This window comes from Microvirga sesbaniae, assembly GCF_025460805.1.
GTDB lineage: Bacteria > Pseudomonadota > Alphaproteobacteria > Rhizobiales > Beijerinckiaceae > Microvirga > Microvirga sesbaniae.
Map to the genome: position 1 here is coordinate 200247 of NZ_JAMXFJ010000004.1, position 26782 is coordinate 227028.

The window sequence follows — 26782 nt, forward strand, 5'->3', positions numbered from 1 at the left end:
CCGGTGCGGGCGTGCCGCCTCCTGTCGACGCGGATCCTACCGCCCCGCGTACGGCGCTGTGAGGCAGCGCACACGCACGTCGCAGCGGGCACGATGCTGTGAGGCAGCGCACACGCATGTCGGAGCGCCCAAGGCATGCTTGGCTTGGCCGGTCCAATTCCGGCCCGGCCACCGAAGGGAGACATTCCATGAGTGAGCGCAACCATCGTGCACGCTCGTCCGGCAAGACTGCCCCCCAGTCCGATGACCATGGCGATCATCTGACCATGGATCACTTTCCCACCCGCGACGAGGTGGCCAAAGCCGAGGCGGTCAAAGCCGAACACGAGCCGCACGAGCACGGCCCGCATCCGATGTTCGACCACTTCCCGACCCGGGACGAGTTGCGCGACGCCGAGGCGCATTTCGGCATCGAGCATATGCCGGACCTTGAGACGGCATGGCTGCGGGTCGAGCGGCACCTGAACGAGACTGGACTTGAACTCCGTAAGTCCGATTTGCTGACGCAGCTCACGCCAAAATTCTCGGACGCCCTGATTGGTGACAGGCTCCAGCTCAAGCCTTGGATCATCGCGCTCCTCAAGGCCCTGTTCAGGAGCAGGGCCGATCATCGGACGCTGAGCTCGGCGCAGCGGCAGCAATTCAACGATGCCATTCAACAGGTTCATGCGGATGGGAGCTATCAGGCCCTTGCCGCCGTGCATGCCGACATGAGCCACAACATGCATTCGAGCATGGGGGCCGTCGGCAAGCAGCGCTTCCTGCCATGGCACAGGGTCTATCTCCTGATGATGGAAAACCTGCTGCGCTCCAAGAAGCCGGGACTGACGATCCCCTATTGGAACTACGCGGTCGATAAGGCGCGCCCCGATTGGGTCTGGCGTCCGCCGTCAGTGACGCGGCCGGCCCCCGGCGCGAGCGGATGGCTTCCGGACACCGCGGGCGTGAACGCCATTCTCTCCAATTCCGGGTACACGTCCTTCACCGAGGATCTCGAGTTCGACGCCCACAATCAGGTGCACAACTGGTGTGGCGGAACCCTCAGGAGCCCGCCGACGGCGTCGCAGGATCCGATCTTCTGGCTGCTCCATGCGAACGTCGATCGCATCTGGGACCTGTGGCAACTGAACCATGGCGGCACGCCGTCGCTCGTCGGCACTGATGCGATCATGGATCCATGGACGCAGACTGCCAGCGATGCCAATGACGTGATCAAGCTCGGGTATTCCTACAAGTAACCCAGCATCTCGGGAGGCCCGGACAACGGGCCTCCCGAGGGTCTCATTTGAGCGAGATCAAGGCGTGTTTCCCCGAAACGTTCGAGATTGACCTCGCCTGATCGGGAGGCCTCGCCATGACCACCACATCGAACGTGTCTTCGACGCCGATCAAAAGCTGGCGGACGCTTTTGGTCGGAACCCCCGTGGGCTGGTTCGTTTCGCTCGTCCTAGCAGCCCTCGGGATCTATCTCTTCGCGGCCCACACGGGCCACATCCTGACGGCCCTGCCCTACCTGCTGCTGTTGGCCTGCCCGCTGATGCACCTGTTCATGCATGGACGCCATGGCCACCATCACGGAAAGCGTGAGTGACCATCGCCAAGCCTGCCCGGCTTCGGCTGGCCGAGCTCACGTCAGGCGTGGGTGCGGTCGTCCTCGGCATCGGGCTTGGGGTGCTGGCCGCCAGCCATATCGGCGCCTTCGGCCTTCCGCTCCTGCTTATCGGATTGGTGATCCACGCCTGGGGCATGTTCGACAAGCACCGCCTGGAGCGCCACGTTGACATCGCCAAGGTCTGGTGGGAGCCTGTGGCTTACTGGATCTGCTGGGGCCTCCTCGCCGTGCTCGCGATCGGTCTCGCAGGACGCTTATCCGGCATCGTCTGATCAGCCCGTCAGCGTTCCGGTCACGGGCCGTGCGCCTTTGCCTTTGTCACCGGAACAACAGCCGGAGGCCAGCAAACAGGAGAATAGCGGCAAGCATGTGCCGGGTGCCCCGGTCGGAGATCCATCGCAATCCGATAGCCGAGCCGATCACCGAACCCACCAATGCACCAACACTGTAGAGAGCCGTGCCCGGTGCCGGAGCCTGCCCTGCGATCCAGACGCCTCCGAAGCCCAGCAGGGAGTTGAAAAGGATGAACGGGGCCGACAGGTAGGCCGCCCTTTTGGGCGAAGTCCAGCCCAAGGCGATGAGAAGAGGGGCAAGGAATACACCCCCGCCGATCCCGCTGACTCCGGAGAGAAAGCCCGCACCAGCGCCTCCGATGCCGATGCGCCATGCAGGGGGCTGACGATCCGCACCGTTGTCGACGCTGCGCTTCAACACCATGAGTGCGGCAGCGATGACCAGTAGGGAGCCGGTGACGAGGAAATACGGCTTGCCCTCTAGCACCACCAGACCACCAAGGAAGGCGGCCGGCAGCGACGTTGCCGCAATGTGGGCGAAGAAGGACCAATCAATCAGATCCTTCTGGTGAAGGCGCCAGGTTGCGTAACTGGCCGCGACGACGTTCAGGAGCAGGGCCGTGGGGCGCATCTCCGAGGACGGGAATCCGGCAAAGGCCATCACCGCAACGAACGCGGTGCCGCCAGCCTGCCCTACCGTGGCATATAGAAGAGAAACGGCCGCGATGACCACAGTCAGTATCAGCATGCCGTTCCTTTTGAATGGCGGATTTGCACCTGCCGGCGCAGGCAGGGCAGAAGGATACCTGATGGATCTGAGAAGTATCCCATGAATGCCATGAACGCTTCCGATTGGATGCCTGCCGAAGCATATCGATTGGCACGACCGCTCAAGCTGCCCCCCGGAGAGACTCTCTTCCGCCGTGGTGACGAGCCGAAAGGCCTGTTCCTTGTGGAAAGCGGAGAAATCCGTCTGATCCGGGTCGACGCCGGTGGACGCGAGATCATCCTTTTCCGGGCTTACGCCGGGGACCTGCTTGCGGAGGCCTCCCTGTTCTCTGACGTCTATCACTGTGACGCCACGGCGGCGGCTCCGTCGGTGGTGCGGCTGTTCCCGAAGGCGGCCCTGCTTGAGGCCTTCGGCCGTGATCCGGCAGCGGCCCGAGGTTTCATGGCCATGCTGGCCCGACAGGTGATGTCGCTTCGGACCCGGCTGGAAAACCGTAATCTCAGGACTGCACGAGACCGCGTCCTGCACCACATTGCCCTTCACGCGGAGGACGGCTCCGTCGTGATTGCCGGCAACCTCAAGGCCATGGCCGCGGAGCTCGGCCTGTCTCACGAAAGCCTCTACCGCACCCTCGCCGCCCTGGAGGCAGAGGGAGCCATTGCCAGGACCCAACACGAGATACGGCTTCTTTCGGATGCTGTATGATCGCGATCATATGAGCCCGCTGTCAGGAGCAGTATGCCGGACCGGTTCCATCCGCAGGAGCCTTCCATGGCCGCCACCCGCCTCGCCGCCGTCGCTCTGTTTCTTGCCTCCACACCCGCACTTGCGCAGCACCAGCATCCCCAGGCTCATGCCACACCCTACGCCGGGTTCGAAAAGCGGGACATCAAGACTTTGTCAGAGCAGCAGATCGCTGACCTGAGGGCCGGACGTGGCATGGGTCTCGCGTTGGCGGCGGAGTTGAACGGATACCCCGGCCCCGTCCACGTCCTGGAATTGGCGGACCGGTTAGGGCTCGATGATCCACAGCGGATGCGAATCCGGGAGCTCACCGACGCTATGAAGGCCGAGACGATCCCGCTTGGAGGCCGCCTCATCGATCAGGAGATCGAACTCGACGGCTTGTTCGCCACACGCCAAGCGACGCCGTTTAACCTGACCGCGGCGACCGATGCCATTGGCCGGACACATGGGTTGCTGAGGGCGGCGCACCTGAAATACCACCTGACGACCGCGGCGCTGCTCACCGCGGAGCAGATCCGGCAGTACAACCAATTGCGGGGCTATGGCGCTTCGGGCCATGCCGATTGATCGCGCCTGACCGGATCAGGCCATCCTGGCCGGACGAAGGAATAAGGCCCCCGCCATGGTTCGGCGAGGGCCGTGATACTCTATTGAGAGCCCTCTTTCTTGGCGTTCTTCTGCAGCCAGATTTTCATCTCGGTGATTTCCTGCCCCTGCTCCTTGATCGTCTTCTCAGCCATCTTCTTGGCTTCGGCGTTGTCGCCGGTCTTGAGGACCACGTTGGCCATGTCGATGGCACCCTGGTGGTGAGCGATCATCCCGCAGATGAAGGCGACGTCGGAGTCCTTGATCATGTGGGCGGCCATCATCGGGCCGTGCATCTTCATCATAGCCTGCATGTAGCCCTTCTGGGCGTCGTTCATGTTGGCCATCATGCCCTGCATGCTCTGCATCATGCCGGACATGTCCATGCCCTGCATGTTCTGCATGTTTTGCATCTGCCCGCTGGCCTGAACCGCGGTCCGGCACTCTTCCGGTAGGCTCTCGGCCGACATGGCCATCTGGCCGCCCGAGGGGTGCTGCATCTGTTGCTGCGGCTGGGTCTGCTGGGCAAGCGCACCAAAGGTGCTGGCGGAAACGAAGGTAGCCGCAAAAGCAATCATTCGGGTGGTCATGTTGGTATCCTTTCGTTGGTGTTCGGAGGGTGAGGAGGCTCAGGCCGCCATCTTGCGGCAGCTCTCGGCACAGCGGCGGCACTGGTCGACGCATTCCTGCATGTCGCCCACCTGCTCGCAGGACTTGGCGCACTCCTCGCAGATCTCGGCGCACTCGCGGCAGGTGTGCTTGTGGTGGGGTGTGCCGATCAGCATGAAGTGGGCCGAGGTCCGGCAGATCTCGGCACAGGCCATCATGAGGCGGAAGTGGCCGGGCTCGACGTGCTTTCCGCCCTGTTCGAGGCAGTGGGTCATCGCCATGCCGAGGCAGGTCTGGTAGCAGCGCAGGCATTCGTCGATGCAGGACTGCATCTCTTTCGACATCTGGTGCATGGTGTTCTCCTAAATTCCAGGCGCGGGGAGTTGTCGGCCCGCAAGGGCGCGGCGCCTGACGCGCCGGCGAGCCAGGTCGCATGACGGGCGTAAGCGCACGCCGAGGCGTGTCGGTTCCACCTCCGGTTCAGGCAAGCTTGGGCGGACGGTCGAGGCCCGAGGCGGCGATGGGAACCGCTTCCAAATCACGCGGGATCGGGATGGAGACCCACGGCAAAGGAATGGGTGCCAAGCTGGCGAAGCCCGGCACGACGGCCATGATGCACCCTGGGTGACAGCAGGACTGACCCATGGCGTGGTGCTTAGAGGTGGCCCCTTGATGGTGGTCCCGCTCGGCCTGAACCGTCTGCCCAGCTTGCTTCTGATGGACCGTCATTTCCACGGGCGAGGCCGCTGCCTGGGCTGCTGCATACACGGGTGCGCTCGCGAGGCCGAGAGCGACCGTCACGACCAGCAAACAGCGAAGCATGAGGCGAATGCAGGCCACGGCAGGATCCTTGAGGTCATGGCGTCCAACATTTGGCCGGATGATCTGTTCCCGCAGCCGACCCATACGTCATGGGCCAGTTCGTGCAATTGACCGCTTGACCTTGCCACCGTGGGAAGGTGCAGGGTGCATTCATGATCCCTCTGAACCGGAGATTTGAACCATGTGCGGATGCAGCACTCACCAGGCCCAAGCCACCCAGACGATCGAGCGTGATCCGAATGCCCTGACCCTGCGGGTCGAGGACATGACCTGCGGCCACTGCGCCGCCACGATCAAGAAGGCGATTGAGACCAGCCTGCCCGGCACGAGCGTCGACGCCGATCCGGCCTCCAAATTTGTTTCAGTCCGCGGCAGCACCGATTTGAGCTCCATCAAGGCCCTCGTGACCGAGGCCGGCTACACTCCGACTGCAGCTTAAGGAGACCCTCATGCTTGACCGCCGCCGCTTCCTGACAGTCCTCGGAGCCTCTGGCGCCGCCCTCGTGACGGGACAGGCTTTCGCACAAGCCACCCTGCCGAAGGTCGTCGTCACCAAGGACCCGAACTGCGGCTGCTGCGGCGGCTGGGTCGAGCACATGAAGGCCGCCGGCTTCCCGGTTGAGGTGGTCACCACGCCCCAGGTCAATCGGGTCAAGGTCCGCCTCAGCGTGCCGGACAACCTCGCCTCCTGCCACACGGCCGAGGTGGGCGGCTATGTCATCGAAGGCCACGTGCCGGCGGACGCGGTCAAGCGCCTGCTGGTCGAGAAGCCGCAGGCGAAGGGACTAGCCGTGCCCGGCATGCCAGTCGGCTCGCCGGGCATGGAGGTGGCTGGGGTCGAGAACGATACGTACGAGGTCGTCCTGTTCGGGCCGTCCGGCCAAGCCACGTTTGCCCGCTACCAGGGCACGCGCCCCGTCTGACCGAGCGTTCCCCGGCCCGGTTCGCCAGGATTGGGTCGGAACCGGCGCGGGACGTGACCTGCATCAATGCCCTCCAGCCCAGGCCAGGGGGTGAGCCATCGTTGGAGTGTTCCTAATGGCGGCGTTGCGAGCCATTTTGTGCGTGATCGGCCTTCTAATGGTCGTGATCGCTCCCGCCACGGGCCGGCCGGGCCACGCCACCCATGCAGTCACATCGGTGGTCGGCACTCCTTGCGCACACGACACGGCCGATCATGCGCCCGCCGCGGCATGCCCTCGGGGAATGGCGGCGTGCCCGAACCACTGCCCGCAGGTGCCGCAGGCCACCTTTGCCCTCGGCCCGCTTGCGGTGACATCCCGTCCCCCCTTCGTCCGCGACATCGCCGGCCGGGACCAGGACGGGCCGACGCGCCATCTGCCGCCACCCAAGCTCCTCTCCTGATCGCCATCACCCTCAATCCCTGTGCGAACGGAGAAGACAGATGTCCCTGCGCATGAACCGCCGCAGCTTCCTTTCGATGACTGCTTTCGCCTCTTTGGCGGCCACCCCGGTCGGCCGCACCCTGGCCCAGACGCCGGGCGCCCCCTCTGCCCTCAAGCCGCTTCGGATTGTGAAGCGCACTATCGAGGTCAACCGCCGGTCCGCCAGCGTGTATGGCCTGCTCGGCCCCGACGGCAGACCAGGCCTGACCTTCACCGAAGGCGAGGAGTTCCGAGTCCGGCTCGTAAACGAGTCCGGCGAGCCCACCACGGTGCACTGGCATGGCCTGACCCCGCCCTGGGCCGCAGACGGCGTGGCCGATGCGCCCCTGCCGCTGATCGGCGTCGGCGAAACCCGGGAGTACGGTTTCCCGGTGGGCTCGGCCGGAACCCACTGGATGCACGCCCACACCCTGCAGGAGCAGGCCCTGCTCGCGGCGCCCTTGATCGTCCGCGACCGCCGGCCAGCGGACGAGCAGGAGGTCGTCGTGCTGCTACATGACTTCTCGTTCACACCGGCCGAGGAGTTGCTTGCGCGGCTCACCGGAGGATCCGGCCACGTCGGCATGAACCACGGTGCCATGGGCCATGGTGTCATGAGCCCCATGCCCGCCATGTCGGAACACGCCGGGCAGGGGGCGCCGGTGTCTGGCCACGCGGGCCACGGGGTTCCGGCGATGGCAATGGATGTGAACGACGTCGAGTATGACGCCTACCTCGCCAATGACCGCACCCTCGACGACCCGGAGGTCGTGCGGCTCGATAAGGGCGGGCGCGTGCGGGTACGCATCATCAACGGCGCCACCGCGACGGGCTTCACCATCGACACCGGACGCGTCGAGGCACGGCTCGTGGCCGTCGACGGGCAGCCCGTCGTTCCAGTCCCAGGCCGCCTTTTCCCCGTGACCATGGGGCAGAGGATCGACCTTGTCCTGGAGATGCCGAAGGACGACCAAAGCGTGCCGATCCTTGCACTGCGCGAAAACGCGCCGGAACGGACTGGGATCATCCTGGCCACCGCTGGTGCCCAAGTCGGAAAGCTCGCCACCACCGGCGCGGGCAAGGGCCCTCTCCTGGATCTCGCCGTGGAGCGGCACCTCCGCGCCGCGGCACCCCTGGCCCCCCGTGCCGCGAACCGCACAATCACCACCGAGCTGCAGGGCACCATGGAAGGTTATGCTTGGAGCCAGAGCGGCTTTGACAGGCCCGCGCCTGTCCGCAAGGGCGAGCGGGTGGCAATCACCATGCGCAACACCAGCATGATGGCCCACCCGATGCATCTGCATGGGCACCGCTTCCAGGTCATTGGCATTGACGGCACGCAGATCGCAGGAGCGGTCCGTGACACGGTCCTGGTGACGCCAGGAAGTACGGTGACCGTGGCTTTCGAGGCCGACAACGCGGGCACGTTTGCCTTCCACTGCCATCATCTCTACCACATGGCGGCAGGCATGATGGGTTTCATCACCTATGATGGTATTTCCGGGTGATAGACGCACGAGGAGGGGCGTTTTCCGACGCCCCTCTGCTTTTGCACCGTCATCGTTTGCATCGGTTCCACCAGCCCGAAGTTGAGAACCATCAGTGTTGACCGCCTAGACGCCAAAGCGATCCGCCCCGAACCAGACCTTCCTTTCCTCAGACACGGTGCTCATGGCATGCCCGAGGCGAGACGAACAAGCACATGCCAAGGTCGCCCCGCCTGCAGCAACTGCCGAAAGGCACCCCTTCTTCGGTGTAAAATTCCGAATGTGACTGCCTGCTCAGGCGCATTCTGTGGCGGATGTGTCGGATACTGACAGCCAACGAACTGTCATCATCTCAGGTCCTATTCCGTGTCGCCCTCAATCTTGCGCATTCCGAGTGACGAGAAGCTTCCCGCAGCCGCCGATGTGGTCATCATTGGCGGCGGTATTGTCGGTGCGACCGCCGCGTATTTCCTCGCCCGGCGCGGCCACTCGGTGGCCCTTTTGGAAAAAGGCTACATTGGCTGCGAACAGTCGAGCCGGAACTGGGGCTGGTGCCGACAGCAGAATCGCGACGCGCGCGAACTGCCGCTCTCCGGCATTGCCCTGCGGCTCTGGGATGAACTCACGACCGAGATCGGCCGAGATCTTGGTTTCCGCCGCTGCGGCCTCATCTACGCCACCGATGATCCGAAGCAACTCGGTGAATGGGAGAAATGGCGCGAGACGGCGCGCCGGTTCGGGGTCAATACGAAGATGCTGAGCCCGGCAGAGGCGACGACCGCACTGCCGGCTACCGGGCGGCGGTGGCTCGGGGGCGTTCACTCGTTGGAGGACGGTAAGGCAGAACCAGGACTTGCCGCACCGACGATCGCCGAAGGCGCGCGCGCCCATGGTGCCACAATCCACCAGAACTGCGCCGCACGCGGCCTCGACATCACCCATGGCGCGGTGACCGGCGTGGTCACAGAGAAGGGGCTCATCCGGGCCAACGCGGTCCTGTGCGCCGCTGGCGCTTGGGCGTCCGCCTTCTGCCGTCGTCACAAGATTTCCTTTCCTCAGGCGAGTGTGTGCCAGAGTACACTGCGCACCCGTCCGGCCCCGAACGTGGGCGAGGCAATCTATACGCCGGACTGCGTGCTCACGCGCCGCATTGATGGCAGTTATACTCTGGCCATCAGCGGAAAGGCGGTGCTGGAGATCACCCCACAGAGCATCCGCTACGCGCGCTCCTTCATGCCCATGTTCGTCAAGCGCCTGAAGGCCGTAGAGATCGGCGTCGGCAAGTCCTTGTTCGAAGGGCCGGAAGCGCTGGGCAGATGGCGCCTGGACGAACCGTCGCCCTTCGAGCGGATCCGTGTCCTCGACCCCTCACCCAAGTCTCGGGCCATCGCCACAACCCTGGAGCGCGTCAAAAAGCTCGTCCCTGCCCTGGCCAGCGTCGAGGTGGCAGAGAGCTGGGGCGCCTATGTGGACTCCACTCCTGACGCGGTGCCGGTCATCTCCTCCGTGGAAGGGATCCAAGGCTTTTTCCTCGCTGCAGGGTGTTCGGGCCATGGCTTCGGTATCGGACCGGGGATCGGGCATTTGGCTGCCGACCTGGTCGCCAACGAAACTCCTTGTGTTGATCCCACTCCCTTCCGCCTCTCGCGCCTGTTGGATGGCTCGAAGGTGGAGGTCGGGTCGATCTGATTTGCCGCTGCGAAGGAGCAGAGCATGAGTTTACCCGCCATCGAGCGTCAGGGCACCGGCCAACGGACGACACCGCGGCCGGTTGCCGGCCCCGATGTTGCGGAAGAGGCGTGGCATCGGGTCCGGGCGGCCTATCCGCCCCAGCAGCCGTTGCTGAACCTGAACAATGCAGCCGTCAGCCCGCCGCCACTCGTCGTCCAGCAGGCGGTCATCGACGCCTATCTGCTCATCGGCCAGAATCCCGACGTCAACATGTGGAGCAAGCTGGATGCGGCACTCCCCGACATCAAGAAGCAGCTCGCTGAATTGGTCGACTGTGCGCCGCATGAAATCGCCCTGAACCGCAATTCGTCGGAGGGCCTGTCCACGGCCATTTTTGGTATACCACTCACGCCTGGCGACCAGGTGCTGTTGTCACCGTGGGATTACCCCAGCGTGCGCGCGGGCTGGCTCCAGCGGCAGCAGCGGGACGGCATTGAGGCGGTGACCTGCCGCTTCGATCTTATGGCCAGCGACGACGACATCGTTGCTGCCTTCGAAGCGGCGATTACGCCGCGCACCCGCGTCATGCAGCTAACCCACATGTTCCACTGGAACGGGCGGGTTTTGCCCGTCAAACAACTGTGCGCTTTGGCCCGCGCACATGACATCGTCACGGTCGTCGATGGTGCCCAGACCTTCGCGCAAATGCCTGTCAGCTTTCGTGAACTCGGTTGCGATTTCTTCGTCGCAAGCCTGCACAAGTGGTTGGGCGCACCGGTCGGCAACGGTATGCTGATCGTCAAGGAAGCTCACATCGACCGCACTTGGCCGCTGCTCGCGCCCTTCGACCAGCCGCCGATTGGGATCGACAAATTCGATCACTGGAACCTCGGCACCTACAATTCAGCGATACAGGCCGGGATCGCGCCGGCGATCCAGCTCCACAGAGAGATCGGGGTTCGTACCATTCACGCACGGTTGCAGGAGCTGACCCGCTACTGGATAAGCCTCGCTCACGACATCCCCGGTTTCCGGCTGCATACACCGTTGGACACCGATGACCTCGGCGCCGTAAGCCTGTTTTCCATCGACCACGTGGACTCCAAAGCCCTTGAGCGAGAGCTGCGAGAGAAGCACCAGGTTCATGTCAAATACCGCGAGGTCGACCACGTGGAGGGGCTCCGCGTCTCGCCTCACGTCTACATGCTGAGAGCTGACCTCGATACTTTCGTGACAGCGCTAAGGAATGCAGTAAAACACGTCGACCGCTGAGGCGAGGCAGACCTGCGGACAATAGGTACGATCATGCTGGACGACACATTTCTCCTTGATGCCTTCACCGTACAACTCCGCGACATCATGGATGCGGATCTCGATGCGCTCCATGTGCTGTCCTTGAGCGTCGGCTGGCCCCATCGGCCCGAGGACTGGGAGTTGCTGCGCGAGGTGGGACAAGGCGTCGTGGCGCTAGACCCTATCGGCCGGGTGTATGGGTCGGCCATGTGGTTCCCGTTCGGCGATGATTTCGCCACTGTCGGCATGGTTATCACCCCGCCTCGGTTACAGGCCAACGGCGGCGGACTATGGCTGATGCGCCATGTCCTGGCACGCACCCAAGGACGCTCGATCGGCCTTCACGCCACGCAGGCCGCGCACCGGCTTTATCTGTCGCTCGGCTTTGTGGACGAAAGGATCGTCCACCAGTGCCAGGGGGAGGCGATGATGCCCCCAGACGTGGCGCCTCCCACCAATGCCGAGGTGAGAGATCTGCAACCTTCCGACTTTGCCGCTCTCTGCGAGCTGGACCGGCGGGCCAGGGGCGCCGACCGGGCTAACCTCCTTGCTTCGTTGGTGACGCGGTCACGCGGCACCGTGCTCTTCCGCGAAGGAAACCTGGAGGCGGTCGCGCTATGCCGCCCCTTCGGACGCGGATCCGTGGTGGGACCGGTCATCGCGGCGACGGATGAGGACGCGATCGCGGCGGTTCGTCCTCTGGTGGCGGCTCACGCGGGAACCTTCCTGCGCATCGACACGGGACACACGGAAGGCGAATTTGCCCACTTTGTCTCTCAATGCGGCCTACCGGTCTACGACAGCGTGACCCAAATGTCGCTTGGGCGCCCATGGACACCTCCGGCGGCGCGGGCACCCGCTGTCTATGCCCTGGCGAGCCATACCACTGGCTGAACGACGAAAAATCTCGGAGATCCTGTGATGCCGACAAGTCCCATGCTCCTCGAGACCGATCGCGGCTCTATGCGCGTCGAGCACGACCTGCTGGGTGATCTGGCGGTTCCTGCTGACGCCTATTACGGCGTGCAGACGGCCCGCGCCTTGGACAATTTCCAGATCACCGGCACACCGCTATCCCATTTCCCGAACTTCGTTCACGCGCTGGCGATGGTGAAGAAGGCAGCCGCTCGCGCTAACCGCAAGCTCGGCCTTCTCCCGGAACGACTGGAAGATGCGATCTCGGCGGCCTGCGACGAGGTGATCGCCGGACGATGGCATGATCAGTTCGTCGTTGACATGATCCAGGGTGGTGCCGGCACCTCGACCAACATGAACGCCAACGAGGTGATCGCCAATCGCGCCCTGGAGCTCATGGGATACGAGAAGGGGCAGTACGAACACCTTCACCCCAACAACCATGTTAACCTGTCGCAATCCACCAACGACGTCTATCCCACCGCCATCAGGCTGGGTCTCCTCTTGAGCTACGGCGACCTCACGCATGCCATGGAAAATCTCTGCGCCGCCCTACGCGCCAAGAGCGAAGAGTTCGCGCACATCATCAAGATGGGACGAACCCAGCTGCAAGATGCCGTTCCCATGACGCTCGGCCAAGAATTTCGGGCCTTCGCGACCACTATGAGTGAGGACATCGAGCGCACTCACGAGCTGGTGAGACTGTTGCGAGAGGTCAATCTAGGAGCGACCGCCATCGGCACCGGCATCAACACGGATCCGCGCTACGCGGCACTCGTGGTTTCCGAACTCTCCGAGATCAGCGGCGAGGCCCTGGTGCTGGCGGCTGACCTCATCGAGGCCACCTCGGATACCGGCGCCTTCGTCACCTTTTCGGGCGTCCTGAAGCGCATCGCGGTGAAGGTGTCCAAGATCTGCAACGATCTGCGCCTCCTCTCCAGTGGCCCGCGTGCGGGATTGGGGGAAATCAATCTTCCGCCTGTCCAACCGGGTTCGTCCATCATGCCTGGCAAGGTTAACCCGGTGATTCCGGAGGTGGTCAATCAGGTGGCTTATCAGGTCATTGGCAACGATCTGACGGTAACCTTTGCGGCTGAAGCCGGGCAGTTGCAGCTCAATGCTTTCGAGCCGGTGATCGCTCTCAACATTCTTCAGTCCATGCGCATCATGACACGTGCCATGACGGCGCTGGCTGAGCGCTGCATCAAGGGCATCACCGCCAACGAGGATCATTGCCGCAAGATGGTCACCCACAGCATCGGCCTCGTGACCGCGCTGAACCCGGTCATTGGTTATGAGAACGCGACCCGCATCGCGCAGAAGGCGCAGGCCACGGGCCGCGGTGTTGCCGACCTCGTGCTGGAGGAGGGTCTGCTCAGTTTGGTCGAACTCAATGACATTCTGCGACCGGAAAACATGACCCGGCCACGCAGGATCGTCACCCTCCCATCGAACTGAAGGAAAACAGCCATGCTCGTCGGCGTTCCGAAGGAAATCAAAGCTCACGAATACCGTGTCGGGCTCACCCCCAGCGCAGTGCGGGAATATGTGGCACACGGGCATAACGTGTTGGTGGAGACCGACGCGGGCGCCGGTATCGGCGCCAGCGACGATGCTTATCGCACGGCGGGAGCGGAAATCGCAGCAGACGCGGCGGAAGTGTTTGCCAAGTCTACGATGATCATCAAGGTCAAGGAGCCGCAGCCGTCCGAATGGGTGCAGCTGCGCGAGGGGCAGACTCTTTTCACTTACCTGCATCTCGCGCCTGATCCGGAGCAAACCAAAGGCCTGCTCGCCTCCGGCTGCACGGCAGTGGCCTATGAAACGGTGGTAGACGCGAAGGGTGGCTTGCCGCTCCTCGCTCCCATGAGCGAGGTGGCCGGCCGGCTCTCCATCGAAGCAGCGGCACTGGCACTACGGCGCTACAATGGCGGGCGCGGGCTCCTTCTGGGCGGTGTGCCGGGGGTACCGCCGGCCCGCGTGCTGGTGCTGGGCGGTGGCGTGGTGGGGACTCAGGCCGCGCGTATGGCAGTGGGGCTGGGTGCCGAAGTAACTATTCTCGATCGCGCCATTCCCCGGCTGCGCCAGCTCGATGATCTGTTCGCAGGGCGCGTGCGCACGCGATATTCCACCCTGGCAGCTATCGAAGAGGAGATTGCGGGGGCAGACGTGGTGATTGGGGCGGTTCTCGTGCCCGGTGCCAGCGCACCGAAATTGGTGAGCCGAGCCATGCTTTCACGCATGAAGCCGCGCGCGGTGCTCGTGGACGTCGCGATCGATCAGGGCGGCTGCTTCGAGACCTCCCGCCCCACGACTCACGAGAGTCCCACCTTCGAGGTGGATGGGGTGATTCATTACTGCGTCGCCAACATGCCTGGCGCAGTGCCTGTGACGTCGAGCGAAGCGTTGAACAACGCCACGCTGCCTTACGGCCTCGCGCTGGCGGATCGGGGCTTCGAGGCAGTGTTTGAGACGCCTGGGCTCCTGGAGGGGCTCAATGTGCATGCCGGACAGCTCACCTACAAAGCCGTCGCGGAGAGCCTCGGCCTTCCCTGGACCGATCTAAGGAGCCTGCGCTGATGGCGGCTGCATTGCAAACCCGGGATCGGAACAAGCGCTGATCACGTTGACACACCAGGGCAAGGTTTGCCGATCTAGGAGAAGAGGGTGTGGTCGCAACCGCACGAACGAGCCCAGGCTCCGGACCGAACGGAATAACTTCCGCGAAACCTGCCTCGTAAACCCTGCTCTGACGAATGGGTGGACATCATGTCCAACTCCCTTGACCCATTCGTCCCGAGATCTGATCGAGAGCAGTTCATTCTTGACCGGCGTGAGCCGGCAGGTCAGCCGCAGTTAATCGAGCAGTTTTACGAGCAATGGAACTTAAGCGAGCACCTCTGCGGGTTCGCCCTATCAAGGGTGAGCCTGCCTACAGCTTGTTCGGTCGTCTAACAGCACGAAACCATTACGACAGCTGTCGTGCGTTCGCCAGAGATCATGGCTTGAAATACAACAAAGGCATTCTCTACGGCAGGATGCTTGATGATTTATCGGTTGTATCAGGAGTTGATGTAGCAACATTGCGGGATGCGACCGTTGTTTATCAACACAGCAAGATTCAAATTTGTGGACAAGAGCTTGATGCAAAGGATTGGTCATCCTCCAAGAGGCGCATCTGTCCTGATTGTCTGGGCCAAGACTTTCGCTCAGCCTCAAAGAGCCGAGGGCCGATCACACTGCAACCGCATCGGAGAACTTGGTGGGACGTCACTATAGTTGAACATTGCCCAATTCACCTCGTGAAGCTTTTAGGTGATTGTCCCCGCTGCACGAAGCCACTCTCATATGATGCTCCTCTGCCTTGGCAGTGTACATGTGGCTTCGATCTTTCGAGACACAGGACCCCACGAATGAAGGCAGATGACTGTGTGTCTGATCGCTATATTGTTGGGCGTCTTGGGGGGTGCGCTCCGTTACCCGTGTTCGCATTGGATAGGCTGCCACTATATGCGGCGGCGTCGGCTCTGCAGCAGATTGGAAGAGCCGCTTTGTATGGAAGAGAATACTATGCCGTTAGTTCGGCAAAACATGGTGGCGTTGAAGTCCGCAAAACTGGTTTGAGGATACTTAGATCATGGCCTGGGGCTTTCGACGATCTTCTCGATAAACTTGTGGCACAGCGAGATGTCTCAAAGCGGGGGGCAAGAGTTGCAATGACCGCAATGTATGGCGATCTGTATCGCTGGCTCTACGCAAGCCAAATTCCTGAATTCGATCTTTTTCGCAATGCTTTTAAAAGTCATGCAGCACAAAGGGTAACTTGGAACAATTCTTTGACGGCTTTTGGAGGCACGCTAGAGACCCACACCACTACACTTGGAACAATTATAGACCATTGTGGCTCACCCTTTGTGAAAACGTATCTCTTCGCAATGCATCTCGGCTACATAGATGCGAGCCAACCAATTATGAGAGCTCATCCAGTTCCGAGGAGTGCGTTGGACAAAATCCAAGCAATGCTTCAAGACGAAATTTATAGACTGGATGCAGCAAGTTATCTCGGCATAGACACCTATAGGCTGAAGAAGCTGTGCGACCGTCGTATGATTGAAGTAATCTCGTTAAAGGCCCAAGGCAGTAGGTTGAATGTACTTTTGCGGTCAAATTTAGATGGGTTTTTGGATAAACTTTCCAGAGACGCCCCTGATGTCGAGGAACCTCCGGAAGCCGCAAAAACAATCCTTAAGGCGGCAAAAAAATTAAACCTAGATTCTCTCGAACTTATTCAATTGATTTTTGATGGCAAAATTCAAGTTATCGCTAGACAACGTTCGCTCCGAGGACTTTTATCGCTGTTTGTCGATTTAGAGGATGTTCTTAAATTACGGCAGGCCGCCCCAAATCTTTACACTTTGAAGCATGCGGCGAAACAATTCGGGCAAACCTACGATGCCATGCAACTGCTAACCAGTGAGGGAGCGATCCCAAGCATTCCTAATCCTAGTACGAGACAACACAGTCGCCTTGTGACACGTGAGGATTGCCAAAAGTTTTTCCAGGAGTACGCCTCTGTGGGGGAACTCGCAGCACGTTCCGGACAGTCGCCAAACACATTAGTCCGGGTTCTTACCCAGATGGCCGTTGAACCACGTTCAATCGGTAGTCGCAGCAAACTATTTTATGCCCGCTCATCCGCAGAAATCGCGCTATCGAAGTGGGACTGGACTGTTGATCTGCAAGCTCGAAGGCTGAAGTCTCAGAGGCTAAAAGCAGAAGAGAGATTAAGAGCTAAATCTCACTTAGATCGGATTGAAATCCCGAGCAAAATTCGCTTGATGAGCCGGGACCAAGCGAAAATTTTCTTACAATCTCATTTCCAGTATAGATTTGTACATATTCCGTGCGCCGACACTGGGGGCCTGCAGATCAAAGCGATACTGAAGTCCAAAGATGGGATACACAGGGTCGCCTATGAAGTATTCATGAACTCCAGGCTGCTCCCTTCCGAAAGAGCCATCCAACTTCTGTACCTGATCCATGCATCTGCGGGAAAGATGAGCATTCGGCAAATGCTCGGCACCGTAGGTGGATGTCAAAAGGCAGCCAGCGCGCTTTACCGTTACATTTTGAACGATGTTGGCCTTGAAGCTGCAAGCAACATCATTGCCTCGATTATAGTTGATCCCACGGTATTGCCCACTGCTGGCGATCCAATGATAGAACCCCAGGAAACGACACGTGCGGCTTGTTTGTGGTCAAGTGAGCCGCAATAGCTCAGAGCTGGCAGCAAATCACGCCGAGGGATTTGCTGAGGTTGTGGCGTTCTCGAGTACTAAGAGCCATAATGAGGCCTCGGTATCGAAGTCTATGCAATTGGTTCCAATTGGGACCTAAAGTCAGTCTAAATGGTTTCCGATGCAGCATAAATGGTTTCCGAAAGATCGCTCATTTGGCTAAAAATAAGGAAAGTGCAAAAGCCTAATTGGTTTCCGGAACATGTTGTCCCCGGGTACTGAAGTCTGACTCTAACCCGGGGGTATCATGACTCGAGTCGGCGAGAAGCCTGACTCTTCGGCCCGTACAGCCTTAGGTTGTGCATGGACTGGCAAGACCAGGCGCATCCGCCAAGGATTGGACATGGCCCGCCTTCCTGACGGAGGCGGGCCATTTTCCGTCCAGGGGCACCGGCCGTGCCGATCCCGGCATCGAGTCCTGCGGCGGATGCGGGTCGCTCGCCACGCACCGTGCTCACGAATCCTGCGGTTCCGCGGCGTCGAACCGCCGGAATCGGCACTTCCGTGCGTCGGGCACCAGGTCCCAACGCCAGTTCACGTAACCCTTTCCGAACTCCCATTGAAGGGATTCATAGGTGTAGACAGAAGGTTCATCCTGCCGCTTCTCCCTTCCGGTCGGGAAGCCGGGCGGCGAAGACTTCTTTGGCCGCAAACAGCCCGTTGAGCGCCGCAGGAAAGCCGGCATAAACCGCCATCTGTATGATGGTTTCGGTGATCTCCTCCTTCGTCAGCCCGACATTCAGCCCCGCCTCGATATGGACTTTCAGTTGCGGGGTCGCGTTTCCCATCGCGGTCAGCGCCGCGATGGTCGCGATCTCACGGGCGCGCAGATCGAGCCCGGGGCGGCTGTAAATATCGCCAAACGAGAACTCGAACACGTAGTTGGCGAAGTCGGGGGCAATGTCAGCCAGGGCGGCAATGACCTTGTGGCCGGCTTCGCCGTCGATTTCAGCGAGCGCCCGCTTGCCGCGTTCCAGCCGGCTTTCGCGGGCGTTCGGGGATTGGTGCGTCATAGTCCTTCATCCTCTGTTCCTTGCCGGCATATCCGGCGATCTTGGTGTCGAGGACGAGAAGGCAGGCTTGCAGTTTGGCCACATGCGCACGGACACGCTCACGGTGCTGTTCGAGCAACGCGCTGCGCTCCGCTTCCGTGTCGACGCCGCGCTCCCGCAAGGCCGCGTAACGCAGCATTTCCCGTATAGGCATCCCGGTCGTCTTGAGACGATCGAGAAATTCTATCCAGGTCAGGATTGATGCGTCGTAGTCACGTTGGCCCGATCGGTCCCTGTCAGCATGGGGCAACAGCCCGATCCGCTCATAGTAACGGATCGTGTGGGCAGACAGTCCCGAACGCTTCGCCAACTCGCCAATCTTCATCAACGCCCTTCTTTCGTCACGACGCACGGAAAGCTACGGGTTAGAGTACGCTCTAAGTCAAGAGGCCTTGTCCCCTTGTCGTGTCGCGGACATGCCAAGTTTCGCGACGACATCGGCGCCGCTGCTTTCTGAGCGAAAACTTATCGCAAATGTCAGGTGAAAGAGTCGGCCCTACGCGACGATTCGGTAAAGTCGGTGGCCGCCTCATCCTGCTCCTTCAAGGGAAGGCGGCAGATCTCGTACCACCTGCCGAGGGAGCGGTTCAGGTCGAGCGAGGAGAAAGCGGTTACCTTGAGGGCATCGCTCATGCAGGTCTCCATCGCCTGTGCCGTTTCTGCACAGAGCAGTAACTGCGCTGGGGTGGCTCTTGACGGCCAGGCGGCCCGCGGTGGCTGTGGCCGAACTCAGGCGGAGCGATCCGCCTCCTGCTCGAAGGTGACGGCCACGTCCGCATTGGCGGATAGGCGCACCCTGTCGCCCTCAATGTCTGCCACAAGGGCCAGCGGAACGGTATGATGGTGCCCCTTGTGGGAGCCCTCGCCGCTGTCCTTCCGTGTTAGCTTGATGTGGTCGCCCTCGACCCGATCGACCGTTCCGACGTGGACGCCGTCAGCGCCGATCACCTCCATGTGCTCCCGAATCCTGCTGACATCGGTCATGGCTTTCTCCCGTAGATGACGGGAGCACAACGCATGATGACGGATTTGGATGCCGCCGCAAGCTCGTCGCCCGACAGCCTTCACCTGCTCCAGGCGCGAAATTCCCTGACCCCACAGGTCCTCCTGGCGATCATGCTCTACCATGTGTGCCGCGCGCAGATCCTGGGGGTAGACCTCACCCCTGCGGACCAGGACGCGGAGCCTGTCTTTGATGTCTGGATCGGGTCAGACATTCGCATTCAGGACCCCTCACTGAACGTCTGCTCTCGAGCGCCAAAGGAAACAAAGCGCCTACGTCTCAGGCGTGCCAGTTGTGGCCCTTCTGTCCCTTTCTATGCCTCATGCATTTAGAGAAAGTCTGCGCTATTATGCGAGCGTAGTCGACCTGCGGATAAAGTAGCGCTCGTCACTTGCTCGACAAGGCGCGCATGAGAACCGCGCCACTGCTCTCCGGGCCGAACAGCACTCGCCGGCAACCGCAGCGCGTGCTGGACTACCAGATGGGCCAGTCGACCTTCAGCATCCGGAGGAGCAACGATCATGGCGGAAGACCAGCACGAGGCGTTGATCCGCGCCTACATCGACGAGGTCTTCAACGGGCACCGTCTGGACGCCCTGGACAAGTACTGGGACGATGATCTGACGTCACACTGGCTGGGAATGGAGACGATCTACGGCCTGCCAGCCTGGCGCGCAGCGATGGAGGGCTTCTTCGCCGCATTTCCGAATGCTGCCTACACCCTGGACGACATGTTCTTTGCTGGTGACCGAGGCGTCTGGCGTGGCCACTGGCAAGCGACCCAGCAGGGCGAATGGCAGGGGATCGCCGCGTCCGGCCGCAACGTGACGTGGACCGTCATCATCATTGGCCACTTCGTCGGGGGCAAGCTGAAAGAGGACTGGGTCGAGTTGGACCGGCTCGGCCTCTTCCAGCAGCTCGGATGCGTTCCAACCGGTTCGTAGGGTCTGTCGCAACGGCAGATCACAGCCTCGGCACAAAAGGGCCTTGCATTGCAACGGGGGATCAGACGACAGCCAGGGTGAGCCGAGAACATCCGCATCTCTTTGGAAATCCCCGGTATTCCTGCTTGAGGAGACATCCTGCCAACCAGGATGAATTGTGGGACAATAGAGGAACGCATCCTGGGAGGCTGTCATGGCCGAGTATGTCTGGCGCCACGATCTGAAGGGCGAAGCGGAGCGACTGAGATTGATGTCGGACTTGCTTGACCCATCGAGCCGATTTCATCTGTCCGAGACAGGCGTCGGCATCGGTTGGCGTTGTCTGGAGATCGGTGCCGGCAACGGCTCGCTCTCGCAGTGGCTCGCGCAGCGCGTCGGTCCGACGGGGCACGTCATCGCCAGCGACATTCGTACCGACCTGATGCAAGGAATTGCAGCCAGCAATTTGGAAGTCCGCAAGTTTGATGTCGTGAACGACGAGCCATCGGATGCCCCCTATGACCTCATCGCAATTCGAGCCCTCCTGCACCATCTTCCCGAGCGCCGCGCCGTGGTGAGCAAGGTTGTCCGCTGGCTTAAGCCGGGTGGTTATCTTTTCGTGCAGGAGCCCGACTTCTACCCCACGTGGACCGTCGAGCCCCTCTCCCAGAAACGCTTCTGGGAGCAATTCATTCAGTGGGCAGCAGCCCACCAGATCGACTACTACGTTGGTCGCAGCATCCCCGCATGGCTGCAAGCAGAGGGGTTGATCGATATCTCCTCCGAAGGGCATGCCATTCTCTACAATGGTGGTTCGCCATTCGCGGAATGGTGGGATTACGGAATCCGCGAAGTCGCAGATAAGTTGAAAGCGGAGAGCGGAATATCCCAGGCAACACTCGACGAGTTCTATGACCTCTCCCGCGATCCAGATTACTGGACGACAACGATCGCATTCACGGCAACCACTGCACAGCGCCGAACGGGATCTTGACTGAGATCAGACTCGGATCAGACATTCGCATTCAGGACCCCTCGCTGAACGTCAGCTCTCGAGCGCCAAAGCAGACAAAGCGCCTATGTCTCAGGAGTGCCGATTTTGTTGAAAAACTCCCGAGCGGTGCTAAGTCGGTCTACTAATAGGGCCCGCCTGACAGATCAGGCCCAACATCCTGTAGGCCAATCGGCCGAAATACGGCAGTTGCGGACTTTTTCAACAGTATCTGCCAGCAGCGGACGATCCCTTTTGACCCGACAGCAGATGTTGGGAGCATCAGGGCATGAGCATGCGTCTGTCCACGCTTGGCCGAGCTGGCCAAGCGTGGACGAGTCCCTGTGATCAGACGGTCGGGACGGTGCCTCCGTCGATGACAAATTCTGCACCGTGGATCGCGGCGGCGCGGTCCGAGGCTAGGTAGGCGATGACGTCGGCGACCTCGAAGGGTTCGGCGCCGCGACCTATGGAGATGCCGCCAAGGCCGGCCAGTACGAGTTGGCGCGCGTCCTCGATAGTGCCACCGTTGGCGGCTTGGATGCGTTTGAGAAATACATCGGTCCCCTCGGTCATGATCCAGCCGGGAGAGACGACGTTGACCCTCACGCCCTTGGGACCCAGCTCCTTGGAGATGGACTTGCTGTAAGTCCGGAGCGCGGCCTTGGCGCCAGCGTAGGCGGTGGTTGCGTCGGGAAGCGGCAGGACCGACTGGATGGAGGTGACGTGCACCACCGCGCCGCTGCCCCGCTCGATCATCTGCGGAATCAGGAGCCGGTCGAGGCGGACTGTGGCCAGGAGGTTCAAGTTGAGCTCGGACAGCCAATGATCGTCGGTCAAGGCGACGAAGCCGCCACCGGGTGTGGACGAGCCGCCGATCACGTGGGCGAGGATGTCGACTCCGCCAAGACGCTCAAGCGCGGCCTTGGCCAGCAATTCCCCGCCCTCAGCCGTCGTCAGGTCCACTTGGACGAACTCGACGCCGTCGATGGGATCCAGGCTTCCGCGGGCGGCGGTGATCACCCGGGCGCCGCCGGCGAGGAAGCGGTCGACGGTGGCGCGGCCCAGGCCCTTGGTGCCGCCGCTGATGAGCACGCGCTTTCCCGCGAACTCGGTCGGATCAGCCTTGATGGTCATGCTGTGATCTCCAAGACCTTAATGGCGTCGTTGTCCAGGGTGAAGCGGTAGGTGAAGCGGATCGGGCTGCCCTTGAAGTCGCCATTGGCAAGGCCTTCGACCACGACCGGACCGTTCTCGTGGCGAACGGCATCCGGCGTAAAGATCGCCTTGACCGGGATCACCGCTTCTTCGAACAAGGCCCGCATTCCGGCGTAGCCCTCGTGACGGCCTCCATCAGCGAAAAGGACCGCGTCGCGCGTGAAGGGGCTCAACATTCCGTCTACATCGAGACGGGCGTTCGCGGCCACATACGCGGCAATCGGGGATGGAAGTTCGATTGTCATTGTTCTTCTCCTGCTTGCCCCGGTTGCGGCCGGGGCGGCTGCAACTGCGGGTGTCAGCGAAAATAGCGATGGACAGCTGGCGCGATAATCAGGACAATTTGGAACGTTGCATCACGAAAATGGGGACAATCATGCAGAGCAGCCTGACAGAATTGGACGCCGTTCTCATGGTTGCTCGTCGGGGGAGATTCCGGGCCGCGGCGCTTGAGCTCGGCGTCTCAACCACCGCGCTCAGCAATGCGGTGGGAAAGCTGGAGCGCACGCTCGGCGTACGGCTCTTCAACCGGACGACGCGAAGTGTCTCCTTGACGGAGGCAGGTCAGCGGTTCGTCGCGCAAGTCGCTCCTGCCGTGCAGGACATTCATGAGGCGATGGAGGTTGCGCGCTCTCAACAGGCCACCCCTTCAGGCACGCTGCGCATCAACGCCTTTCCAACAGCGGCGCGGGAGATCTTTTCTTCGCTGGTCCTACCCTTCCTACGCGTACATCCTCAGGTTCACGTCGACATCGTCACAGAAGGTCGCCTGGTGGACATTGTAGCGGGCGGCTTCGACCTCGGCGTTCGTAGCGCCGACCTCGTGCCGGCGGACATGATCGCACTCCCCTTGGGGGATGTGCGGCGCAATGTTGTGGTGGCCACACCGAGCTATCTGAAAGCGCACGGGACGCCTATGGTCCCGCAGGACCTCGCGGAGCATTCCTGTCTCCGCGTGCGGCTCCCCAATGGCGCGATTCACCGCTGGCCGTTCGAGAAGGACGGAAAATCGGTCCATATCGACGTCCAGGGCGCCATAACTCTCGACGAGGCGAGCCTCGCGCGCACCGCAGTCCTCGCTTCCTTCGGCCTCGCCCTGGTCATGGAGTCCGACGTAAGAGACGACATCGAGGCGGGCCGCCTTGTCCGCGTGCTTGAGGATTGGACGCCCACGCTCTCGCCCTTGAGCCTCTACTATCCGAGCCGACGCAACCCGACCGCCGCGTTCAAGGCTTTCGTCGACTTCGCGCGGCGGCAAAGCGGAGCCAGCGGTACCCTGAGGCCGCCCTAACCGTTACGCTGATTGATTCCAGACCCTAGTGTTCGCTGCTCAAGACAGCCAGCAAAGGTCCAGATCGGGTCAAAAGTGAGCCAAGAGCCGATCTACGGGAAGTCCGCTTCCCACAGGAGAAGAGACATTCGCCCTTAAGACAGGTGAAACGCCCTTTGAGTCGAACTTTACTGTTAAACGGATCCTCATAGAGTCAGTCTTCTCTGAAAGTAGCGTCAGACTTTTAGCGTCGCGCCCTCAGGAGAATGGGCTGAATCTGAGTCAAACATTTCGTTTTCCGAACATCCTGTTGGACCGTTAAGCAAGTCGGGCGACGCAGAAAAGCAAACTGCGTCGCCCGACTTGGTTTGATCCCTGAATCTCAATCAGCCCTCACCAGCGCACCGTGCGAAAAAGTGGACCCGGATTTTCGCCCTCAATGGTGCGCCGCTCAAAGGCTTGAGCATCGGATCCAATCTCGAAAGTGCATTCCACTTTCGGGTCCGATGCTCCTTTCCTTAAGCGGCGCATCGTTCGGGGCGGACCCGGCGGGCCACGCTAGTGACCCGAAGGGCCGCTGACGCGGCCCGCTGGGTCCGTCCGATGCGCTAGGCCGCCAAGGCTTCGACGGTGCAGATGACGCCGGTGGAGACGAAGGCGATCTCGACCTTGCCGTCGAGGTCCTGGGCCAGGGCACGCTCGAGCAGCCGCGAGCCGAACCCGCGGCGCGACGGTGGATGGACGAGCGGTCCCCCACGTTCCTCCCAGCGGATCGAGATCCTGTCGCCGCCTCCTGAACGCCTTTCGGAAGCCCATGTGATCGAGACCGACCCGGCCTCGTTCGACAAGGCACCGTACTTCACCGCGTTGGTGGCCAATTCCTGGAACGCCATGGCGAGCGCCAGCGCCGTCTGGGCCGAGACACGGACATCCGGTCCCTCCCCATGCACGCGATCCTCCGCCGGGCTGCTGAACGGTTCGACCGCCTGGGCAATGACCGTGCCGAGATCCGCGCCCTCCCAGTTCTCACGGGTCAGCAGGTCGTGGGCACGGGCGAGAGCCGCCAGCCGACTGTCGAAGACATGCCGGACCTGCTCCGGGACGCCGGCCGTGCGCAGGGTCTGGGACGCAATGAACTGTACGGTGGCCAGCGTGTTCTTCACGCGATGGTTCAACTCGTGGAGCAGCAGTCGCTGATGCTCTTCGGCTCGGTCGCGCTCCGCCTGCCGGGCGGCGACCTCGTCCATCAGTCCATCGACGGCGGCCCCGACCGACTCGATCTCACCGGCATCGGCGGCCATGCCGCTGCGAGCCTCCCGGTCGCCTGCGCGCCAGGCTTGGATCGTTCTCACCAGCCGGACCACCGGCTTCGTGACGAAGCGGCGCCCGAACAACCAGGCTGCGCCAAGAGCGGCCACGGCCCCGGCGATGGTGAGGGCGATGCCGCGTCGGGCCGATTGATCGATGGCCCGGAATGCCTCGTCGACCGAGAGGCCAGCACTGATGTAGAGTCCGGTCGGCGTCGCCGCAGGCGGAATGTAGCCGATGACCCGCCGGGTGCCGTCCTGGCTCAGCACCTCCTCGGTGCCGGGGACGGACGCCTGCACCAGCCTCTGGAACGGCTCGGGAATGTGCGTGCCGATGAACCGTTCGGGCAACGGCTCGCGGGCGATGATGACGCCATTGCGGTCGGCGATGGTGAGCGCACTGCCGCGGGCGAAGTCCCGCTGCCGCAGCCGCGCGCCGAGCCAGTCCAGGTCGAGGCCCGCCGCGACGACGCCCACCGTCTTGCCGTCTCCGCTCCGGACCGGTAGGGCGAGCGGCAGCCCCCGGCGACCCGAGATGCGGCTGACCGTGTACTCGCCGACGACGAAACCGCCCGTGGCGAGCGCCTGCTTGAAGTAGGGCCGGTCGTCGAGCGGCCGGCTCTGGCCTATGCCTTCGGTTCGGCACCTGACGGTGCCTTGGAGATCGATGACGGTGATTGTGGTCAGGTGCGGGGACTCCGCCTGTACGTCGTCCAGGTAGGCTCGGCACAGCGCGGGATCGAAGGAGCGTACTGCCGGGGCACGGGCAACTGCCAGCAGCAGCCCATGGATGCCCTCGATGACGCCCTGCATTTCGAGCGCGGCAAGCTGACCGAAGCGCAGGGCGAGCGCCTGCACCTCGGCCTCGCGGCTGCGGCGCAGAGAGACTTCGTTGTAGAGCAGGATGGCCAGCGCGGGCAGGAGGGCCAGCGCCGTTAGGATGAAGAGCCGCGCGCGCAGGGACAACCTCGGCCACGCCATCGCCACCGTCGGTCCTCCTCGAAGATCCCGTGCCTGTTATGCATTCGGGTGCCTGCCCCTTGCGGGTGCCTGCCCCTTGATCATAGCGCAGCTTGTCGACGGGTCGATGACTTATGTTAAGGCCCGAACGATGTCCTTCGCCCCGGTATGGCCGCGACGCGATCAGGCAGAGTGCCGTCTCATGGGTGAGAGCTGTCCGCTTCAGGCGCTCGCACCTCCAGCCTGTCTCCGCCTGCCCGCCGATTCAATCGGGATCGTCATGGTACAGCACACACCTTCCGGCTCGAACCGCGCCGCGAGCTCGCCCCCGAGCTCGTGCGTGATGGCCTGCCGCAACAGGCGCGAGCCGAAACCCGGGCTCGGCTGGGCTGGCAGGGAGGGGCCTCCCAGCTCGCACCCGTCGATGATCAGGAGCCCGTCCCCCTGCTCTCCCGAGACCTGCCAATCAACCTGCACATGACCGGTATCCGACGAAAGGGCCCCATACCGTCGGCGTCGGTCGTGAGCCCATGGAACCCCATGCCGAGGACGACGGCCCGTGAGGGCCGCCACACCCCGAGCCGGCATCCTTCGGGGATCGGAAACCATCGA

The 26782-nt window shown here is 62.0% G+C and carries 29 protein-coding genes and 1 pseudogene; 18 read left to right on the top strand and 12 right to left on the bottom strand.

Annotation, left to right across the window (positions count from 1 at the left end):
* Positions 1-188: 188 nt before the first annotated feature.
* The 3 genes from OCW50_RS08385 (at position 189) to OCW50_RS08395 (ending at position 1884) form a co-directional block, all read left to right on the top strand.
* The gene (locus OCW50_RS08385) at positions 189-1238 is read left to right on the top strand and encodes a tyrosinase family protein (RefSeq protein ID WP_262297144.1); all 1050 of its coding nucleotides are present in this window, start codon (positions 189-191) and stop codon (positions 1236-1238) included.
* Between the two features lie 116 nt (positions 1239-1354).
* Positions 1355-1591 carry a DUF2933 domain-containing protein gene (locus OCW50_RS08390; protein ID WP_262297145.1) on the top strand — a complete coding sequence of 79 codons (237 nt, stop codon included), beginning with the start codon at positions 1355-1357 and terminating at the stop codon, positions 1589-1591.
* Entirely contained in the window at positions 1588-1884 is a 297-nt protein-coding gene (locus OCW50_RS08395) for a hypothetical protein (protein ID WP_262297146.1), read from the top strand. Before OCW50_RS08390 ends, OCW50_RS08395 begins: the two co-directional genes overlap by 4 nt.
* Positions 1885-1930: 46 nt before the next feature.
* Here OCW50_RS08395 and OCW50_RS08400 read toward each other — a convergent pair whose 3' ends face one another.
* Positions 1931-2653 carry a sulfite exporter TauE/SafE family protein gene (locus OCW50_RS08400; RefSeq protein ID WP_262297147.1) on the bottom strand — a complete coding sequence of 241 codons (723 nt, stop codon included), beginning with the start codon at positions 2651-2653 and terminating at the stop codon, positions 1931-1933.
* Positions 2654-2782: 129 nt separating this feature from the next.
* Between OCW50_RS08400 and OCW50_RS08405 the strand changes: the two genes are divergently transcribed.
* Together OCW50_RS08405 and OCW50_RS08410 are read left to right on the top strand one after the other, a co-directional pair.
* Positions 2783-3340 carry a Crp/Fnr family transcriptional regulator gene (locus OCW50_RS08405; RefSeq protein ID WP_262297148.1) on the top strand — a complete coding sequence of 186 codons (558 nt, stop codon included), beginning with the start codon at positions 2783-2785 and terminating at the stop codon, positions 3338-3340.
* Between the two features lie 66 nt (positions 3341-3406).
* Positions 3407-3949 carry a Spy/CpxP family protein refolding chaperone gene (locus OCW50_RS08410; protein ID WP_262297149.1) on the top strand — a complete coding sequence of 181 codons (543 nt, stop codon included), beginning with the start codon at positions 3407-3409 and terminating at the stop codon, positions 3947-3949.
* Between the two features lie 80 nt (positions 3950-4029).
* Here OCW50_RS08410 and copM read toward each other — a convergent pair whose 3' ends face one another.
* The 3 genes from copM to OCW50_RS08425 all read right to left on the bottom strand — a co-directional run bounded on the left by copM (position 4030) and on the right by OCW50_RS08425 (position 5398).
* On the bottom strand, positions 4030-4557 hold the full coding sequence (gene copM, locus OCW50_RS08415; protein ID WP_262297150.1) for a CopM family metallochaperone: 528 nt from the start codon (positions 4555-4557) through the stop codon (positions 4030-4032).
* A gap of 39 nt (positions 4558-4596) precedes the next feature.
* On the bottom strand, positions 4597-4929 hold the full coding sequence (locus OCW50_RS08420; RefSeq protein WP_262297151.1) for a four-helix bundle copper-binding protein: 333 nt from the start codon (positions 4927-4929) through the stop codon (positions 4597-4599).
* Positions 4930-5056: 127 nt separating this feature from the next.
* A complete protein-coding gene (locus OCW50_RS08425; RefSeq protein WP_262297152.1) occupies positions 5057-5398 on the bottom strand; it encodes a hypothetical protein in 342 nt (113 codons plus the stop codon).
* 181 nt (positions 5399-5579) lie between these two features.
* On the opposite strand from OCW50_RS08425, the gene OCW50_RS08430 reads away from it, so the two are divergent.
* The 10 genes and pseudogenes from OCW50_RS08430 to OCW50_RS08470 all read left to right on the top strand — a co-directional run bounded on the left by OCW50_RS08430 (position 5580) and on the right by OCW50_RS08470 (position 17425).
* Positions 5580-5837, top strand: a complete 258-nt coding sequence (locus OCW50_RS08430; RefSeq protein ID WP_262297153.1) for a heavy-metal-associated domain-containing protein — start codon at positions 5580-5582, stop codon at positions 5835-5837.
* A gap of 10 nt (positions 5838-5847) precedes the next feature.
* Positions 5848-6321 (top strand): DUF411 domain-containing protein, encoded by a 474-nt coding sequence (locus OCW50_RS08435; RefSeq protein WP_262297154.1) that lies wholly within the window; start codon positions 5848-5850, stop codon positions 6319-6321.
* A 494-nt stretch (positions 6322-6815) separates the two neighbouring features.
* A complete protein-coding gene (locus tag OCW50_RS08440; RefSeq protein ID WP_373371351.1) occupies positions 6816-8291 on the top strand; it encodes a multicopper oxidase family protein in 1476 nt (491 codons plus the stop codon).
* A gap of 345 nt (positions 8292-8636) precedes the next feature.
* Positions 8637-9959, top strand: a complete 1323-nt coding sequence (locus tag OCW50_RS08445) for an NAD(P)/FAD-dependent oxidoreductase (protein ID WP_262297156.1) — start codon at positions 8637-8639, stop codon at positions 9957-9959.
* Positions 9960-9983: 24 nt separating this feature from the next.
* The gene (locus OCW50_RS08450) at positions 9984-11213 is read left to right on the top strand and encodes an aminotransferase class V-fold PLP-dependent enzyme (RefSeq protein ID WP_262297157.1); all 1230 of its coding nucleotides are present in this window, start codon (positions 9984-9986) and stop codon (positions 11211-11213) included.
* A 33-nt stretch (positions 11214-11246) separates the two neighbouring features.
* Positions 11247-12128, top strand: coding sequence for a GNAT family N-acetyltransferase (locus OCW50_RS08455; protein ID WP_262297158.1), 882 nt, complete (start codon positions 11247-11249; stop codon positions 12126-12128).
* Between the two features lie 42 nt (positions 12129-12170).
* Entirely contained in the window at positions 12171-13607 is a 1437-nt protein-coding gene (gene aspA / locus OCW50_RS08460; protein ID WP_262297159.1) for an aspartate ammonia-lyase, read from the top strand.
* 12 nt (positions 13608-13619) lie between these two features.
* Positions 13620-14729: an alanine dehydrogenase gene (ald, locus tag OCW50_RS08465; RefSeq protein ID WP_262297160.1), complete on the top strand. Its 1110-nt coding sequence runs from the start codon at positions 13620-13622 to the stop codon at positions 14727-14729.
* 299 nt (positions 14730-15028) lie between these two features.
* Positions 15029-15448 (top strand): annotated as a pseudogene (locus OCW50_RS33365) (TniQ family protein); the annotation flags it as partial.
* A gap of 114 nt (positions 15449-15562) precedes the next feature.
* Entirely contained in the window at positions 15563-17425 is a 1863-nt protein-coding gene (locus OCW50_RS08470; RefSeq protein ID WP_262297161.1) for a hypothetical protein, read from the top strand.
* Between the two features lie 611 nt (positions 17426-18036).
* Here OCW50_RS08470 and OCW50_RS08475 read toward each other — a convergent pair.
* From OCW50_RS08475 to OCW50_RS08490, 4 genes are all read right to left on the bottom strand, one after another.
* Complete coding sequence (locus OCW50_RS08475; protein WP_262297162.1) at positions 18037-18459, bottom strand: carboxymuconolactone decarboxylase family protein; 423 nt, start codon at positions 18457-18459, stop codon at positions 18037-18039.
* Positions 18395-18823 carry a MerR family transcriptional regulator gene (locus OCW50_RS08480; RefSeq protein WP_262297163.1) on the bottom strand — a complete coding sequence of 143 codons (429 nt, stop codon included), beginning with the start codon at positions 18821-18823 and terminating at the stop codon, positions 18395-18397. Before OCW50_RS08480 ends, OCW50_RS08475 begins: the two co-directional genes overlap by 65 nt.
* 152 nt (positions 18824-18975) lie before the next feature.
* Positions 18976-19131: a lipocalin/fatty-acid binding family protein gene (locus OCW50_RS08485; RefSeq protein ID WP_262297164.1), complete on the bottom strand. Its 156-nt coding sequence runs from the start codon at positions 19129-19131 to the stop codon at positions 18976-18978.
* Positions 19132-19227: 96 nt separating this feature from the next.
* On the bottom strand, positions 19228-19482 hold the full coding sequence (locus OCW50_RS08490; protein WP_009488682.1) for a DUF2171 domain-containing protein: 255 nt from the start codon (positions 19480-19482) through the stop codon (positions 19228-19230).
* A gap of 540 nt (positions 19483-20022) precedes the next feature.
* Between OCW50_RS08490 and OCW50_RS08495 the strand changes: the two genes are divergently transcribed.
* Together OCW50_RS08495 and OCW50_RS08500 are read left to right on the top strand one after the other, a co-directional pair.
* Positions 20023-20445 (top strand): ester cyclase, encoded by a 423-nt coding sequence (locus tag OCW50_RS08495; RefSeq protein WP_262297165.1) that lies wholly within the window; start codon positions 20023-20025, stop codon positions 20443-20445.
* A gap of 193 nt (positions 20446-20638) precedes the next feature.
* Entirely contained in the window at positions 20639-21418 is a 780-nt protein-coding gene (locus OCW50_RS08500) for a class I SAM-dependent methyltransferase (RefSeq protein ID WP_262297166.1), read from the top strand.
* Between the two features lie 345 nt (positions 21419-21763).
* Here the strand turns inward: OCW50_RS08500 and OCW50_RS08505 are convergent, their stop codons facing one another.
* Positions 21764-22552 (bottom strand): SDR family oxidoreductase, encoded by a 789-nt coding sequence (locus tag OCW50_RS08505; protein WP_262297167.1) that lies wholly within the window; start codon positions 22550-22552, stop codon positions 21764-21766.
* Positions 22549-22878, bottom strand: coding sequence for a nuclear transport factor 2 family protein (locus OCW50_RS08510; protein ID WP_262297168.1), 330 nt, complete (start codon positions 22876-22878; stop codon positions 22549-22551). Before OCW50_RS08510 ends, OCW50_RS08505 begins: the two co-directional genes overlap by 4 nt.
* Before the next feature lie 131 nt (positions 22879-23009).
* Here OCW50_RS08510 and OCW50_RS08515 point away from each other — a divergent pair, with 131 nt between their 5' ends.
* Positions 23010-23924, top strand: coding sequence for a LysR family transcriptional regulator (locus tag OCW50_RS08515; RefSeq protein WP_262297323.1), 915 nt, complete (start codon positions 23010-23012; stop codon positions 23922-23924).
* 587 nt (positions 23925-24511) lie between these two features.
* Here the strand turns inward: OCW50_RS08515 and OCW50_RS08520 are convergent.
* Together OCW50_RS08520 and OCW50_RS08525 are read right to left on the bottom strand one after the other, a co-directional pair.
* Positions 24512-26191 carry a sensor histidine kinase gene (locus tag OCW50_RS08520; RefSeq protein ID WP_262297324.1) on the bottom strand — a complete coding sequence of 560 codons (1680 nt, stop codon included), beginning with the start codon at positions 26189-26191 and terminating at the stop codon, positions 24512-24514.
* Positions 26192-26392: 201 nt separating this feature from the next.
* On the bottom strand, positions 26393-26647 hold the full coding sequence (locus OCW50_RS08525) for a hypothetical protein (RefSeq protein ID WP_262272326.1): 255 nt from the start codon (positions 26645-26647) through the stop codon (positions 26393-26395).
* Between the last annotated feature and the right edge of the window lie 135 nt (positions 26648-26782).